This is a genomic window from Paenibacillus sp. 01T443 (assembly GCF_056398325.1).
Genome location: NZ_JBFTPE010000011.1, coordinates 80615 through 96640, shown reverse-complemented (window position 1 = coordinate 96640; position 16026 = coordinate 80615). Strand labels below are relative to the sequence as shown.

20 protein-coding genes and 1 pseudogene are annotated in these 16026 nt (G+C 45.6%); 19 read left to right on the top strand and 2 right to left on the bottom strand.

The window, feature by feature from the left end; genetic code table 11:
- The first annotated feature begins 6 nt into the window (after window positions 1-6).
- The 14 genes and pseudogenes from AC1DLI_RS21600 to dcm all read left to right on the top strand — a co-directional run bounded on the left by AC1DLI_RS21600 (window position 7) and on the right by dcm (window position 11230).
- The gene (locus tag AC1DLI_RS21600) at window positions 7-2142 is read left to right on the top strand and encodes an ATP-binding protein (RefSeq protein ID WP_477606287.1); all 2136 of its coding nucleotides are present in this window, start codon (window positions 7-9) and stop codon (window positions 2140-2142) included.
- Entirely contained in the window at window positions 2139-2390 is a 252-nt protein-coding gene (locus AC1DLI_RS21595; RefSeq protein ID WP_477606285.1) for a hypothetical protein, read from the top strand. Before AC1DLI_RS21600 ends, AC1DLI_RS21595 begins: the two co-directional genes overlap by 4 nt.
- A complete protein-coding gene (locus AC1DLI_RS21590; protein ID WP_477606283.1) occupies window positions 2387-3514 on the top strand; it encodes a hypothetical protein in 1128 nt (375 codons plus the stop codon). The genes AC1DLI_RS21595 and AC1DLI_RS21590 overlap by 4 nt, the downstream gene beginning before the upstream one ends.
- Window positions 3514-4221 (top strand): MBL fold metallo-hydrolase, encoded by a 708-nt coding sequence (locus tag AC1DLI_RS21585; protein WP_477606281.1) that lies wholly within the window; start codon window positions 3514-3516, stop codon window positions 4219-4221. Before AC1DLI_RS21590 ends, AC1DLI_RS21585 begins: the two co-directional genes overlap by 1 nt.
- A 13-nt stretch (window positions 4222-4234) precedes the next feature.
- Window positions 4235-4867, top strand: coding sequence for a 3'-5' exonuclease (locus AC1DLI_RS21580; RefSeq protein WP_477606279.1), 633 nt, complete (start codon window positions 4235-4237; stop codon window positions 4865-4867).
- A complete protein-coding gene (locus AC1DLI_RS21575) occupies window positions 4868-5452 on the top strand; it encodes a hypothetical protein (RefSeq protein ID WP_477606277.1) in 585 nt (194 codons plus the stop codon).
- A 14-nt stretch (window positions 5453-5466) separates the two neighbouring features.
- On the top strand, window positions 5467-6327 hold the full coding sequence (locus tag AC1DLI_RS21570) for a hypothetical protein (RefSeq protein WP_477606275.1): 861 nt from the start codon (window positions 5467-5469) through the stop codon (window positions 6325-6327).
- Window positions 6263-6610: a hypothetical protein gene (locus AC1DLI_RS21565; protein ID WP_477606273.1), complete on the top strand. Its 348-nt coding sequence runs from the start codon at window positions 6263-6265 to the stop codon at window positions 6608-6610. The genes AC1DLI_RS21570 and AC1DLI_RS21565 overlap by 65 nt, the downstream gene beginning before the upstream one ends.
- The gene (gene dnaB, locus AC1DLI_RS21560) at window positions 6607-8016 is read left to right on the top strand and encodes a replicative DNA helicase (protein ID WP_477606271.1); all 1410 of its coding nucleotides are present in this window, start codon (window positions 6607-6609) and stop codon (window positions 8014-8016) included. The genes AC1DLI_RS21565 and dnaB overlap by 4 nt, the downstream gene beginning before the upstream one ends.
- A gap of 300 nt (window positions 8017-8316) precedes the next feature.
- A pseudogene (locus AC1DLI_RS21555) lies at window positions 8317-8571 on the top strand (LexA family protein); the annotation flags it as partial.
- A 13-nt stretch (window positions 8572-8584) separates the two neighbouring features.
- Complete coding sequence (locus AC1DLI_RS21550; protein WP_477606269.1) at window positions 8585-9154, top strand: hypothetical protein; 570 nt, start codon at window positions 8585-8587, stop codon at window positions 9152-9154.
- Between the two features lie 74 nt (window positions 9155-9228).
- A complete protein-coding gene (locus AC1DLI_RS21545; protein ID WP_477606267.1) occupies window positions 9229-9387 on the top strand; it encodes a hypothetical protein in 159 nt (52 codons plus the stop codon).
- Window positions 9384-9563, top strand: a complete 180-nt coding sequence (locus AC1DLI_RS21540) for a hypothetical protein (RefSeq protein ID WP_477606265.1) — start codon at window positions 9384-9386, stop codon at window positions 9561-9563. Before AC1DLI_RS21545 ends, AC1DLI_RS21540 begins: the two co-directional genes overlap by 4 nt.
- On the top strand, window positions 9560-11230 hold the full coding sequence (gene dcm / locus AC1DLI_RS21535) for a DNA (cytosine-5-)-methyltransferase (RefSeq protein WP_477606263.1): 1671 nt from the start codon (window positions 9560-9562) through the stop codon (window positions 11228-11230). Before AC1DLI_RS21540 ends, dcm begins: the two co-directional genes overlap by 4 nt.
- 328 nt (window positions 11231-11558) lie before the next feature.
- Here dcm and AC1DLI_RS21530 read toward each other — a convergent pair whose 3' ends face one another.
- Entirely contained in the window at window positions 11559-11681 is a 123-nt protein-coding gene (locus AC1DLI_RS21530; RefSeq protein WP_477606261.1) for a YjcZ family sporulation protein, read from the bottom strand.
- Between the two features lie 189 nt (window positions 11682-11870).
- On the bottom strand, window positions 11871-12029 hold the full coding sequence (locus AC1DLI_RS21525) for an asparagine synthase (RefSeq protein ID WP_477606259.1): 159 nt from the start codon (window positions 12027-12029) through the stop codon (window positions 11871-11873).
- Window positions 12030-12215: 186 nt separating this feature from the next.
- Here AC1DLI_RS21525 and AC1DLI_RS21520 point away from each other — a divergent pair, with 186 nt between their 5' ends.
- From AC1DLI_RS21520 to AC1DLI_RS21500, 5 genes are all read left to right on the top strand, one after another.
- Window positions 12216-12629 (top strand): hypothetical protein, encoded by a 414-nt coding sequence (locus AC1DLI_RS21520; RefSeq protein WP_477606257.1) that lies wholly within the window; start codon window positions 12216-12218, stop codon window positions 12627-12629.
- Window positions 12630-12672: 43 nt separating this feature from the next.
- Window positions 12673-13383, top strand: coding sequence for a 2-methylcitrate dehydratase (locus AC1DLI_RS21515; protein ID WP_477606255.1), 711 nt, complete (start codon window positions 12673-12675; stop codon window positions 13381-13383).
- A gap of 162 nt (window positions 13384-13545) precedes the next feature.
- Window positions 13546-14172: a sigma factor-like helix-turn-helix DNA-binding protein gene (locus tag AC1DLI_RS21510; protein WP_477606253.1), complete on the top strand. Its 627-nt coding sequence runs from the start codon at window positions 13546-13548 to the stop codon at window positions 14170-14172.
- A gap of 72 nt (window positions 14173-14244) precedes the next feature.
- Window positions 14245-14424, top strand: coding sequence for a hypothetical protein (locus AC1DLI_RS21505; protein ID WP_477606251.1), 180 nt, complete (start codon window positions 14245-14247; stop codon window positions 14422-14424).
- 9 nt (window positions 14425-14433) lie between these two features.
- A complete protein-coding gene (locus AC1DLI_RS21500; RefSeq protein WP_477606249.1) occupies window positions 14434-16026 on the top strand; it encodes a recombinase family protein in 1593 nt (530 codons plus the stop codon).

Genomic DNA, 16026 nt, shown 5'->3' with positions numbered 1-16026 from the left:
GACAAGTTGGATCTAATCGTACTTATTTCATTAGCATTCAGTTATTTCAAAGGGCTGGTCAACTACAAGCTTGAGGCTGACGGCAAGGACCTTGACGTGTACGGCGACAACGCTGCAGGAAAAACCACTTTGTTCGATGGTTTCTCATATCTCTTGTTCGACAAGGACAGCCGCGACAAAGCACAGCCGGAGAAGTGGATCAAGACGCTCGATGCAAGCGGTCAGGTCATTCATCAACTCGAGCATGAAGTCGAAGGTGTTTTAATCGTTAACGGCCAGCGCCGGACGCTACGGAAGGTCTTTTCGGAGAAGTGGACTAAGAAACGCGGAACAACAACATCGGAGTTTACCGGACATTCTACGGAGTATTTTATAGATGGAGCTCCGCTCAAGAAAAATGAATACGAGGCGGAGATTGCTTCCTTCATTGATGAAAAGACCTTCAAGCTTCTGACCAATCCTACCTACTTTAATGAGCAGTATGACAAGAACGAACGGCGGAAGCTGTTGCTGGACGTTTGTGGTGATCTCTCTGACGCGGACGTTATTGCCAGCAATCCTGATCTATCGGCGCTGCTGGAGGTTATGGAGGGACGATCGCTTGACCGGCACCGCGATAAGATCAAAGGCGATCAGAAGCGTATCAACGATCGAATTAAAGAGATTCCGGTACGCATTTCAGAGATACAGCAGACTATGCCAGCAATCAACGGAGCGGATGAGAAAACGGTAGTCGCTCAGCTTGAGGCTATTCGCGGCCGCATCGCAAGCAAGGAAGAAGAGCTCAGTCGCATTCAGTCAGGCGGAGAGATCGAAGTCAAAGAAAATCGTAAACGCGAGGTTGCGGGTGAGTTGCTTCTATTAAAGAACAGCATCCAATCCGGCTCGCTTGATAAAGTGAACGTACAGCGGCAGGCGGTATCCAAGGTCCAAAGCCGTCAGGCTGATATTGAATCAGAACTCAATAAGTTAACCCGTCAAGTATCCACGAATTCACAGATCATCTCTGAAAAGAACGCCGAGCGGGACCGACTGCGGGCACGTTGGAACGATGTGAATGGGAAGCAATTTGAACATACTGGCAGCGATGATTGCCCATCATGCGGACAGGCACTACCATCCGAGAAAGTTGATGCAGCGCACCTAAAAGCATTGGAGTCATTCAATAAATCAAAATCTGAGCAGCTGGAATCTATCGGTAAATCAGGTGTATCGGCAAGAGAAGAAATGGAGCGCCTGGCTGCAGAAAACGAGAAGTTTAACGTCAGGATTAGCCAGCTGAATAACGAAATGACGACTGCTACAAATGAGCTCGCTGCGGCAAAGAACGCTCTCGAGACTCTGGAAGCAGGCATTCAGGACGTAGATGCGGATCCGACTTACATTACCAAGATGCAAGAGATCGCTTCTATCGATCGTGAAATTGTCAGCCTTCGTTCGGCCAGCATCGGGGCTCTTGAAACTGCTCGCCTTGAGCTCTCAAACATACGTAACGAAGCGGAGAAGCTTGAGCGTGAGCGCGGCGCTTTCGCTGCTACCGAGAACGGGCGTAATCGAATTGCAACACTTAAGGAAGAAGAGAAGCTTCTTGCAAAGCAGTATGAGGAGCTCGAGCGGCAGCTGTTCCTAACCGAAGAGTTTACCCGTACAAAGGCCAATCTCCTCGAGTCTAAGATTAATGCGATGTTTCGTAATGTCCGCTTTAAGCTGTTTGAAACTCAGGTCAACGGAGCGGTCACTGATACATGCGAAACGCTTTACGGTCCTAACTTGGTTCCTTATAATGGCGGCCTTAACCGCGCAGCCCAGTTTAATTCAGGGCTTGAAATTATAGAGACGCTTTCCCAGCACTACAAAATTTCGGCACCGATTTTTATCGATAACGCGGAAGCAGTCACTGAGCCAGTGAAAACGACAGGTCAGCAGATCCGACTGATCGTTCCACCTGCTTTTGACAACTTACCGTTGGAAGTGCAGAAACATCTCATATCTCAATACGATGGGGACTCAGCTTATTTTGAAGCCAAAGAGGCATGGAAGAAAAAAAATGCACAATTGCGAGTGGAGACGCCAACCGTAGCGCAACCAGCGGTTAACGGAGCGGATAACCCGATTATCGTGGACAATGAGGTTCTCGCATGAGTGATACCGTTATTGTAAAAGTCTTGACTGGCACCGGCTGGGAGGGCTTCCGGAAGGAAGTCCTTGTAATAGATGGTCAGCATGCAATGAGTGCAGCTCCCCTGAGTGAATGCCCGGAGGACGCAATACTTGAGCGTGATCTGCTCGGGCCCTCAGATTTTGCTTACTTGTTGAAAAGTTTCCTGATCGAGCACAAGGGTAAGAAAGTCAAATTCGAATATGAAAATATGGAGGATTTAGAATTATGAACAAACAGGTATATTCCACAGCATTAACCAAAGTGAATGACACTTTTCTCCCGATGATTGAAAGCCAACTGGTGGGCAATGGCCTTAACATGGACCAGTATGCTAAGCAATGCGTTATGAATGCTCTCTCGGCCATTAATTCCGCACTAGATGCGAAGCAGCTTACATTCGCGGACGATCAGTTAGACAAAAGCAACGTAACGACCATTTTGCTGCAGATTGCCTCATTAAAGCTCAATGCGGCTGCCAGCCCGCGTGAAGTGTACTTTACTGTCCGGAACGTGAAGACTGGAAAGAAAGAAGGCAGCCGTGATGTTTATAAAAAGGTAATCGAAATGGGGGTCGAGGGGGATGGAAACGATGCTATCCTTTCTCGCTTCGGTCGGAACGTGAAAGAGGTTCGACAATACTGGTTGGTCCGATCCTGTGATGATTTCGAATATCCGTCTTTCAATGGGCTTGAAATGACTCCACCGAAATGGACGCCCAAAGGTAAAGGTGATGTTATCCGCGTAGTCTACCCGATCATTCGAGATAACGACATTATTGAATACTACATTTCTGAACGTGAAGATGTTGCGAAAAACTTATTCGCTCACATCAACAATGGCTTAATGAACGAAACTTTCGGGATTTGTGCGAGTCGATACGATGCTTCAGCCGATCAGAAGAAAAAAATTGCTGCTAAGAAAACGGAAGTGCTTAAGAAGGCAGCAGAACTCGGATTGGAAGCCCTGGACGATAACGAGCTTCAACAATGGATTAGTCCGGCATGGTCAGAGTTTCACAGCCGTGAATCGATGCTTATTCGAAAAATGAGAAACAACGTGGTGAAAAAAATCCCTAAAGACTTCGGAAATGCATTTGTGGAAATGGTCCACAGTGAAGCTACTGATGAAGGTTACTCCGCCGCGCGACATGAAATCTCTGAACAGGCTAATAGCCAGCCAATCGACGTAGAATTCGTAGCTAGAACCGTGCCTATTGATGATGATGACGAGATGGTCGGTAATCCTGTTGCAGGTACCGAGATCATTTCAGAGGAACCCTCATCAAATGCTGAATCCGAATCACCAAATACTAACAGTACAACTCCCGCAACCAGTGGCGGACCTAACTTCTAATGATTAATATAACCCCACTCGGCTCCAGCAGCGCCGGGAACGCTTATCACATTACGGATGGAGAAACCGCCTTGCTGCTGGAGGCGGGGCTTCAATTCAAGAACATACAGCGCGCTATGAATTACCGAACAAGCGAGCTAGCCGGCTGTCTTATCACGCATGAACATGGTGACCACGTTAAAGGTGCAAAGGATGTAATGAAAGCCGGGATCGAAATATATTGTTCTGCTGGGACGGCGGGCGCCGCCGGACTGATCGGGCACCGCATTAATATCGTTGAGGCACATATGCAATTCAATATCGGATCATGGACCATTTTACCTTTCGATGTTCAGCATGACGTAGCCGAGCCGCTAGGCTTCCTGCTTGCTAATCGGAATGGAGACAAGCTACTATTCGCCACAGATACCTTCTATATAAAGTACAAATTCAGCGGCCTCACTCATCTACTCATCGAATGCAATTATAGCTTGGACATTCTGGACGAGAACATCATTGCCGGGCGCGTGCCGACGGCGATGAAGTCTCGCCTTATCCGTTCACATTTTAGCCTGGAGAACATGAAGGAATTCATTCGTTCCAACGATATGAACTCTGTTCAGGAAATATGTCTTATCCATTTAAGCGACACAAACAGCGATGAAGCGTTATTCAAGCGAGAAATACAAGAACTGACCGGACGGCCTGTATATGTCGCCGGCAGATAAGGAGTGAACCAAATTGCCTGATGTCACGGATGATATAACAGTTTTTGATTTCGAAACGAGCGGATTGGATCCGGTTAAAGAACGCGTCATCGAAATGGCTGCGATCCGGGTCGTGAACGGAATTACCGTTTCTGTTTTCAGCACATTCGTAAAATACGACGGCGTTCTGGAACCAAAGATTACAGAGCTGACGGGAATCACGGACGCTGACCTGGTCGGAGGCATGGAGGAAAAGACAGCATTCCTATGCTTGCGTCACATCATGGGTCCTAGCAGCTTGCTTGTCGCTCATAATGCAGCGTTTGATCTTCAGTTCCTACACCATGCTATGTTCCGGATCGCCAGCAAAACATTCGCAAATCCCTTCCTTGATACGCTGACGATTGCTCGGGACCGAACAACATTTCCTCATAAGCTCACAGACATGTGTGGCAAATATGGCATTGAACTCAACGGAGCTCACCGCGCGTTGGCGGACGTAGAGGGTACGCTTGCTGTATTGAAAGCAATGCATGCGGAGCAACCGATTGATGAATGGCTGAACAAACTTGGTTATCTAAAGAAATTCGGCCCGCCACCTTGGGCGCCGCAGCATGCCGAACTGGTCGAGGTGAAATTGCAATATGAAAAAAAGGCGGTGGTTTAAATGCAAAAGCTTCTGAAATTTCAATTGGATTCCATTAGGATTCAGCAGAATCGTGTTGGATATGTTAACGGACCTGTAGTTGACTCGCTATTAAATCATATCGATGCACTCGATCTTGAGTTGAAAATAGCCAAAGAGGACGAGGAAGAAGCGGTTCGGAAACATGGCGAAGCAGAGCTAAACATTGTTCGCCTTATAGAAAATTGCGGACAGCTTGCAATGAAGCTAAAAGAAGTGAACGAACCTAAAAAGGCCTTATTGCCGAAAGAGGTGGCAGGAGCAATTGGTTTTTTAAAATCCCTTGGTATCAATAACGGTGAAATAATTCGACTCTCTTTAACGACTTATAGACTTTCACATTGCGATCATCGTAGAAGGCTAGGAGAGTTTTCAATTGATAACCCTGAATTAATCGCTTCCGCGCTTGTAAATGGCTACAGGATCGAGGAGCCGAAGCAGCCAATTGACCGGGACCATCATAACCGGCTTGCTGTTAAGAAGTTGATTGAGGGCTGGAATGGCCGACAGCGTGAACTTTCCGTTGCAGTTTATGAAATGATGCTGCAGCAAGCTGAAATTAATTGAACGGGTGAGGTGGAATGGCAGGCGGTGCTTTTCAAACAAGCAGGGAGCTATTCGAAAATCCGATCTGGCAAAACATCGTTGAATTTAGATTGTTCTTTTTAATCTACGGAAAAGCGGTATTTGCGGAGGAGGGTGTTAAGGTCGCTGACGACCTCATCCTCCAGCGCGGTGAGTGGCTCCGATCAACTCGAAAGCTGCAGGAAGACCTGAAATATATCGAAAATAGACAGGTAAAAATGTACTCTACAGCTACAATAAATCGCATGATTCATCGGTTAGTTAGGTTGCAGAGGATATGCACGAAAGAACATGAACTTGGAACAGTGTTTACAGTGCTAAATTATGAGCAATATCAAGGGTTTGGAGGGTATCGGAATATGGAACTTGGAACACAACTTGGAACAGAGACGAAACAGAAGCGAAACAATAATAAGAATGTAAAGAAAGAAAAGAACTTAAAAGATCTTATATCTTGTATTTTTGACCATTGGATGAGCAAAGATTTGGTAAAGCATAGGGTCTTAACCCCACAGATCAATCTGCAAATCAAGTACAAGCTGAATCACTATTCTGAGGAGGAAATGATTCAGTCCATCAGCACTTATGATGCCATTTTAAATAATCCGAATTACAAACTTAATACTAGATGGGGATTGCTAGATTTTCTAGAGAAGGGACATTTCGAAAAGTTCCTACCGGATAGGGACCCTTATACCTTTTACCCCAAGGTCGCAATTGATCTAGTTCCTCAAAAACAAACAAAGCTTAGTAAAAACAAAGAGCTCCTGCAGCGGGGGAGGGCGAACGCCAATGTTACCGGAGCAAGCAGAATTTCTTCTGTTCAAAGCATCGGCAGCTTACCCGAATCAACTTGAGTTAGAAGAAGAAACGGTTGCGGTGTGGATTGAAAGGCTTAAAAACGTTCCTTTTGAATGGGGCTTAGCTAATTTAGATTTTCATATCGATACAAACGATTTCTTTCCAAAAATCGCGAATATCACAAGATACGATCTACAGCCGGTAATAAATAATGAATCATTGCGGCTGGAAGCAAGCCAACAGTTCGCCCTCCTGGAGCATTGGATCCGCAGTGATGCACCCGCGCCAGAAGGGTATTGGGAGAATACACGCAAGAAGATATGGGGTGATCGAACATGAGCTATCCAAATGAAGCTCCTGTTGACTATGAGGGCAGCTATCTAGGATTGCCAGACGCAGAGCCCTACAACCTTGAAGCCGAACAAGCTATTATCGGTTCGATCCTACTTAGCACTGAAGCTTTCGAAAAGGTGAAGGATCGTATTACCAATCGAAAGTTTTATGACAAAACACATCGGACGATCTACAAGGCCATGTGCGATGTCTATGAAACGAAAGCACCGATCGACATTGTAACCGTAAGTGCTGCTCTGCAAGATGACGATAAACTCGAATCAACTGGGGGCGTTTCGTATCTTGCGCGACTGACCAGTTCAGTACCTACTGCATCAAACATTACCTACTATGCTAACATCGTCATAGACATGGCCTTGAGGAGGGAATCGCTGCTCATAGCTAAGGAGCTTGAGAAACATGCAAGGTTGGAGCAGAATGTAGCCGGGTTCGTCGCATTGGCTGAGAAGCGTATATCAAAGCTAACTGCAGAGAACAAGCCAGCTAAAGCATTTGTCGCGATCAAGGACGCGCTCTATCAGGTATTCGATCAGACTGAGGATAAATATAACAATCGTCATACCAAACGAGGAATAACTGGACTGCCGAGCGGATTGACAGACCTGGACAAGATGACTGCTGGATTCCAAAGAAGTGACCTTATTATCATTGCTGCCCGCCCTTCCGTCGGTAAAACGGCATTCGCTCTTAACATCGCCCAGCATGTTGGAGTGAGAGCCAAAGAGACTGTTGCAATCTTTAGCCTTGAAATGTCGGCAGCTCAGCTTGTACAAAGGATGATTTCGGCTGAAGGAAACATTGACGGTGAAAAGCTTAAGACAGGATATTTCGAAACAGACGATTGGGAAAAGATGACCCGAGCTATCGGAATTCTTGCAGAAGCAAACATTATGATCGATGATACGCCAGGCATCACGGTAGGCGAGATCCGCACGAAATGCCGGGAGCTCAAGAAAGAGAAAGGCCTTGGTATGATCTTAATCGACTACCTTCAGCTTATCCGTGGGAATGGTCGTGGCGGAGATAACAGGCAGCAAGAGGTTTCGGAAATATCTCGGACGCTTAAGGAGATTGCCAGGGAGTTGGAGGTGCCAATTATCGCGCTTTCGCAGCTCAGCCGTGGTGTAGAACAGCGACAGGATAAAAGACCGATGATGTCTGATCTCAGGGAATCAGGATCGATTGAGCAAGATGCAGATATCGTAGGATTCCTTTATCGGGATGATTACTATGACAAGCAATCAGAAAAGAAGAACATCATCGAGGTAATAATCGCAAAACAGCGGAACGGCCCGACCGGGACGGTAGAGCTGGCGTTCATGAAAAACTATGGCAAGATGGTTAACCTTGATCGACAAACGACGGTTGATGATCATGAGGAAATGGTATGAGTAAAGCAGCAATAAGAAGGCGATATCAACTGCTCGCTAATCTCGACCCTCACTATCAAGAGGCACCTAGCGAAATCTACAGAGATTCGAGCGGCGAGGTGATCGCTGAAGTGATCCTGCTGCCGGCCATTTATCTCAACCAAGGGATAGTTCAGAGGAGTGTAAAGAGAAATGATTTACGACACAATGACCGACGATGAAGTGCTGCAGCAAGTCGCTGAGTGCCTTGATACTGGAACAGCCATGAACATATCGCTCATGCAGCGTGGGTTGCAGGTGCAACGGGATCTGATTGATAAGATGCAGGCTGATCAACAGCAGCTGGCAAGAGGGCTCACTCCACTGAACAAGCGTCAATCCGATACATTCGATTTCATTAATGCTTTCATAAGTAAAAACGGATACCCGCCTTCAGTACGCGAAATTGGCGAGGGAGTAGGACTTGCATCCAGTTCGACCGTTCACGGCCATTTGGAACGGCTAGAGAAGAAAGGTTATATCAAACGTAATGCAGCTGGCGGCAGGCCTAGGAGTTTGCAGATAACAGGTAAGAGGGAGGTTGGAGCGGATGCGCTTTGTGGGAATCGATCCGGCGACTAAGACGGGATTTGTTGCTCTCGATGAGCGCGGTGAGGTGCTGGTCGAAGTGGAGTTGAAAGGCGAAGGTAAGTCAGAGAAGGGCGGCATTACGATCCCACAGCTGGTAGATTTGGAGAATCATTTGTACAAGCTACTTCAACCTAGCGACGAAATCATGATAGAGCAGGCGGCGGCGGGAACTCAGAAAGGGATCACGACCGGAATGATTCATGGCGGCCTGCGTGGGATGATCTGTAGAAGAGGGCTCAGTTATAACGAAATCAACCCGTTGCATACGAAGAAGTATGTCGGCGTGACCGGTTGGAAAGGCGAGGTTGGCAGCAAAGTCCGACTGAAGGACAAAGAGAAGAAAGAAGCGGTGAAAGCAGCTGTGTCCGAGCATTTCAATTACACCCACAAAAGCGATAACGTGATTGATGCTTATATTATTGCTCGAGCTGCGTGGCAACTTCACCAACTCCGCGAATATAAGCCGTTGGTCGATCTTCTGCCTTATCAGCAGGAAGTTATACAAGCAATACTGGCAAAAACGGAATAACCGCGCAATCGCTCGGTGAAGGGCTAACTGCTGCCTAAAAACCGAACATATGTTCTAAATAAGGGGGTGCTTTTGTGGATATGAGTAATGCAACGCGGGCGCAGCTGGTCATTATCCAATACCATGATCCGCTTGCCAGCATATCAGATAGGACGGACGCAGAAAACAAGCTGAAGCGCCGAGAGAAGCGGCGAAGTGGAAAGCCGAATAAGCACCCGGGGTCCAAGCGATGAGTCGCCGCTTACAACCACTGCCGCAGCGCAAGCTTGAGATCGATCGCACAGCTAATAGCGATGTTACTGTTCGGAGTATGTCGGCGGAGGAGCACGAGCGTCAGGCTGCAGCAAAACCGCGGGATCGAGATTTCATGACTTGGAAGCCGAATAGACGGAAAGAGGTGGGAGATTGAAACAGTTTACATTTATTGAATTATTCTCGGGCGTTGGCGGATTCCGTCAAGCACTGGACGAGTTGGGTGGCGAATGCGTCTTTTCTTCCGAGATTGATCCCCATGCAGTCAAAGCATACAAGGCTTTATATAACGGAGCTTTGGAATTGCAAGGTGACATAACGAAGATTGAAGCGCACGACGTTCCAGACCATGACGTTTTAGTAGGCGGCTTCCCATGCCAAGCGTTTAGTGTCGCAGGGCAGCGCAAAGGATTTGAGGAAGCTCGCGGTACTTTGTTCTTCGAGATTGCGCGTATTGCCAGCGCAAAGCAACCGCGTCTGATGTTGCTCGAGAACGTTAAAGGGCTTCTGTCGCACGATGGCGGCAACACATTCGAAACGATGTGCGTCGTGCTTAACGACATTGGCTATGCGATCGACTTCCACGTTCTCAATTCGAAGCATTACGGAGTACCGCAGAATCGTGAACGGATATTCATTGTTTGTAATCGTGATGCGGAGCATGCGGACTGGAACGTTAGTGGCAATGGAGTGGAAGCGAAGGCGAAGCGGCGTGCGCAAGACCTCGGCATTCGGACCTTTAACTTTGATTGGCCGACGAATGACACGGTGATGAATCGACTGCGGGATATTTTAGAGTTGAATGTGGACGAGCGATATTATCTATCGGAGGAAAAGACAGCGAAGCTTATTGCGCAGCTTAACGGGACACATGAGGGAATAACAGAACAATTCCTCATTGACGATCAAGGGCGAACGACTAAGCTGCTCACTCCGTTGCAAGTATCACCAACGTTACGAAGAGAGATGCATGGAAATGAACCGAGGGTAGTCGAACCTAGTACGATCGTCGCGGGATCACTCGAACACTATTGCAACGATCAAATGAATCGAGTATACAGCGTTGATGGCATTGCGCCAACAATAATTGCGGTAAGCGGCGGCGGCAGAGAAGCGAAGATTGCGGAACCGATCATCGAAAAGGTTGGACATTTGCCGTCAGACAGCGGACAAACGGGTGCAGTATATGGGACGGACGGGAATGCTCCGACATGTCTGAACCAGCACGGAAACGTGGTTACTAAGATAGTGGAGCCTTGCGTCAATGATCGTGGGAACATCCGCGTAAACTCCGAAGGAATAGCCAACACAATTGACGCCAACTACGTCAAGGGAATGGACAACCATGGACAGAGAACAATGGTCTTACAGAGACAATTCGCCGGTCAATACGGAGTTACAGAGGATATTACCGGAACCTTACAAGCTGCCCGCGTCGATAAAGTTCCGATGCTCGTAGAAAAGCCAGATTGGATTCCTGGACCCGATGACATCAATCGAACTATACGAACTAGCGGAAAATCATCACTCGATTGCAAACACAACTGCGATTATATTGCGGAGGAAGTTCGACCAGTCCTTACTCCCGATCCACTCTACCGCATCCGCAAACTAACACCACTCGAATGCTGGCGTCTGCAAGGATTCTCGGACGAAGCACATGAGACAGTGAGAGCAGCGGGGATTTCGGATTCACAACGGTACAAGCAGGCTGGGAATGCGGTGACGGTCAATGTGATAAGAGCAATTGGTGAACGGTTGGTTCCGCTTTTGGAAATTGATTTCTCGGAAGAAGTTAATAGAGCAGATATTTTTTCATTTTAATTATCGAGGTGTGATAAACGATGGCGCGATCCTTAAAAACAAGATCAAACCAAAGCAAGAGCTTCAACGAATTAAGAGAACGACTATTAAGTATCTCAATGAATATTGGATTATTTCTTCTTTTTTCTGCTAAAAATACCAAGCGCCACAGCAACAGCTACGATAATGGCAATCCATGTTCCTGTATCCATTGTTTCGTTTGAATACGGAAGAACATGGGAGGTTTATTAGAACGCAAAAGACCCATAGAATGGGCCTTTTGGGAGGAGCTATTTGGAGGAATTGCTTATAATTTGCATCCATGGAGGCATGAGGTTGTAACGTTTATTTAGTAGCCTTTACCACAGCCGAAGCTTCCAATACCACAACTACACGCTATAATCACCAACAAAATGAACAGTACCAGAATAAAACCAATATTATTATTAGCACCACCAACAAATCCAGACATCAATCATGCACCTCCTACGTTTTGAGTACACTTTAAGTTATGTACTGGTGTTATTAAGTGATTGTGTGTTTAACGAGGAGGCAAATGACCAATTCCAACTGTCATTAAGGAGTACTTGCAAGGGATGTATATGAAAACTGAAATGCATGGAGGGAGGCAAGAAAAACCTCCCCGTTTATCTAACCAAACTTATCGATGTTCAACTAAATCGATCGCTCCAAGAATAACATGGGCGAGCCCAAAGCCAAGGACACCGGTACCAACAAGTTTATACTTGCTTTTTAGCAATGTAGCACCAGAAGCAGAAACTACAGCTCCAAGAACGGTGGGAAACAAGCCTTCGCGCATATACAACACTCCTTTGGTTTTGTTTGGCAAGACATCTTATTGTGCTTCTAATATTTTAAATCAATACCTAGTTAATGGTATTGATTCTAACTACGAAAACAGACGTTTCCGGCGATCTGGCGGCCAACTGCTGCCTTGAAATAGAACATACGTTTGTAAATGGCAAAGATAGGGGGCGATCAAGACATGATTGCGATTAGCGAAAGACTAGAGTCGATCATCAAAGTAATACCATTCGGTGAAGGCGTCAAATACGGTGAAATTATAAGCCGATTGGAAGTTGAAAACGGATATCTGGTTGGATCGCTGCAATGGCTGGTTGATAAAGGCTTGATCAATAAAGAGGGTGTCACTCGACAATATCGCTATTCAAGGACAGACGTGGAGTTTGTCGTTGTTACAGACCGCGAATTGAAGGCTGCTGCGGAAGAACCTGACAAGATTGCGAATCACCTTAAAACTTTCCGACCGTCTGAAGATCAGCGTCAGTTTTTACAGAAACACAAACATCTTGCAAGGCGGGAGCTGGCAAGCAAGCTAGGGTTAACGAAGCTCGAAGTAAACCACGCGCTACTGCAGTTGGGCATAGGCAGGAAATAACGCTGAAATTATTCCAAATATTATTTCGAGGAGAGATATATATATGTTCGCAAACATTAAGGCTAAATTACTAAAGGTTGATTTGAGAAAAGGTGGTAAGAAGGTATTTGTTTTTGAGACTTCAGTTCGCATGAGCGCGGGTGAACTTGATGCAATCGCTGAAATGATTGATCAAGATGTTGTGATAGGTTTAGATGCTCAGGTGATAAGTTACCGCATCCGTAAGAATGCCGAAACAAACGAAAGTATCGTCAGCTATAAAGTGGATGATTCAGGAGTGGTTACAGAATACAAACCAGAAGGTTCTCAAGCAGAAATGGATCTTGGTATACCGGTGCCTAAGCCGCAGATCGTTGAGGAAGATCTCGAAATATCTCGTTCAGTCGTTAATGAATTTATCATCGCGGGTCTGGCGCAAACCTATGAGGACTTGGAATATGAATTCCCTGAAATCCTTAAACGGAACAGCGAAGGAGAAAGCTATCTCCGTATTGCTTCCGAGCTTGAATTATCAAGCGGTAAATTGGCTGAGATTTTAGAAGAGTACAGTCGTCGTATTGCGCCATTGGCTGCTAAGTGGGACGAGTGGAGACAAGGTAATGTGAAAGCAGTCGATAAAGTCATCAAACAATCTCAACCTACAGTTAAACCTATAGCTGAGACAAATAAAGAGTTTTCTGAACAAGAGTCAGTTATTGAAAATGATCCGATGGCAGGTGTGGGAGATGATCAAGAAGAGGACAATCTCGAATGAAGAATATCCGGTATTGGTCGTTTAGACGGTTTTGGGGATTGACCGCGGTATTCGTTGCGATATTTTGGGCAGGCGTTTTATTACTTCTAGACGCACTAATTAATTAAACATAAAGCCCCGGCTTACCGGCTGGGGCACTCTCCACAATAAGGGGTGAGCGAGGTGGGCACGGAGAAGAAAGAGTTTTTTCCAGAGCTGGACGAGCGCGGGTTTATGGTTGATCTTATGGATTTAAAGCGAGCATACCGTACTACACATAAAAAGCTCTCAGATAGGCGACGGCAGCTCGAGACGATAATTGAGCATCAAGGTAAGATACCTTTTGATGAATTATCCAAAAGGAAACATCGGCCATTATACCAGGAATTAAAAATCGATTTAAACGAGGCGTTCGCAGAGATCGGTTTGATCGAGGGCATGTTGTCGGACGTTAACTTCGCGATCGAGTGGCTGCACACCGGCAAGCAGCCTGGCGCCAAGCGCGGTATTGAGCGGCGCAGCGTTTATCAAAACACAGTCCTTCTAGATCCAATGATTATGGCCAATTATGCTAACCCGAGCAATAGCAGAAGCGGCAGCTCATTGACCGAGGATGAGAAGAGGGCGTTGCGGGAAGTGCTTGAGATCCTTAGTCCACAGGAGCGAGAGTGTTACGTCATGGCTCACGGTCATTGTATTCCCCAACAACAGATCGCCCGGATGCTTAACCTGTCAGAGGGCAGTGTTGCAACTTATATAAAGAGAGCTCACGAAAAAGTAAGTCGAGGATGGCAAGGGACTTTTTTCTAGGAGACTTTAATTGTGTCGAAAAGTATGGAAAAAGGCCATGCCTTATCTCATAACATAAACTAGGTGATGCTGATGGAAAAGGGAAGTAAGAAAAAAACAAAAGTACAGATAATATTCGTTCCCGTAGCAGGTKATCCATTAGAGGCAATCATAAATGCAATAGAACCAAACATCAGTTCTGTGTTGGCAAAGCATGGCGCAAGCATTAAAATAGGCGTTAAAGAGTTTTTGCGTAACCATGCTAAGGAGTGACGTGTACTTATGCTGAAAAATAAAAATGCTAAAGAAGAGGCGCGGGCATATGTCCGCGTCTCTACTCTTAAAGAATCACAAAAGGACAGCCCTGAGCATCAAGAGGGTTTGATTCGTGAGAACGCAGCTGGTGAAGGTGTGGTAATTCATAAGGTATATCTCGATAGAGGAACTGCTACAAACATAACCGATCGTGAAGATGTGCAGCAGATGGTGTCTGACGCCAAGAATGGAGAGTTTAATACAATTTATTTTGCCTCTCTCTCCCGGTTCAGTCGCGACACCCTTGATGCGATCTCGCTTAAAAGAATTCTGGTTAATGCATTAGGTATCCGATTGGTATCAATTGAAGACATGTACGATTCAGCTAAAGAAGATAATGAAATGATTTTCACAATAATATCCTCTGTGAACCAGAAGCAATCTGAAACAACCAGTACTTCAGTTAAACGCGGAATTCGGCAATCCGCAAAAAAAGGTAATTTTACAGGTAGCATAGCTCCCTACGGTTATAAGAAAGTAAATGTCGATAGACGAAAAACGCTGGAGGTTGTTCCTGAGGAAGCGAAGGTTGTTCGTGAAATATTTGATCTGTATGCCAATAAAAACATGGGCGAAAAATCAGTCACTAATTATCTGAATGACGTTCTTGAGCTTCCGAGCCCCAAAGGTGGAATATGGGGTCTTTCATCAGTACAACGCATTTTACAGAATGAAAATTATACTGGTTACTTAACGTTCTGCAAGCTGGAGACTCAGAAGGTTTATGAGGACTTGAATGACATGCAGAATAGACGCAAAAAGCTCGTTCAGCGCGATAATACATTATGGGAGAGAACAGAGTTTCAAACTCATGAAGCAATTATATCTCCGGAGCTGTATGAAAAAGCTCAACAAATGCGGGATCTTCGTGGAGGCGGAAAACGCGGGGGGAGAAAAGCTTTCGTCAATGTATTTGCCAAAATGGTTTTCTGTAAAGAATGTGGTACGGCCATGGTCACAATGAGCAGTGAAAAAAAGCTGAGCAAATCTGATGAAACGAAACGATACAGATATTTAATGTGCAGCAAACGTAGGAGACAAGGAGTTAAAGGCTGTTCCAATTCAACGTGGATACCTTATGAAGAGACCAGGGACGGGATAATTGAACAAGTTATTATTAGATTGAATAGAAAGATGGAATTAAGCACCATACCCGATGGAGCACTAGAGGAAGCCGAATTTGTCATTAAAGATTTTGAAAAGGATATAAAGAAATTGGAAAAGCAAATCTCAGACAACCGGAGGTTCCTGTTTGAGATCAGGCGTGCGAATATGGCTGGTGAAATTGAAAATGGCCAGTATGATTATGAAAAAAGTCATTATGAGAATGAAATCGCTGATGCTGAGAGGAAGATGAAGAAACTAAGTAAGAAATCAGATGACCACAAGAATAAAGAACAATTTATTATTGATATGAAGCAATCATTAATCCATTTGTCTCAAATGGATACAACCAATGAAGTGGAAGAGACGCGGATTCATTTGCTTAAGCTAATTGAGAAAATAGAAATAGATAATGAAGGCATTGTGAAAGTATACAGTGTTTTAGGGCAACTTTAA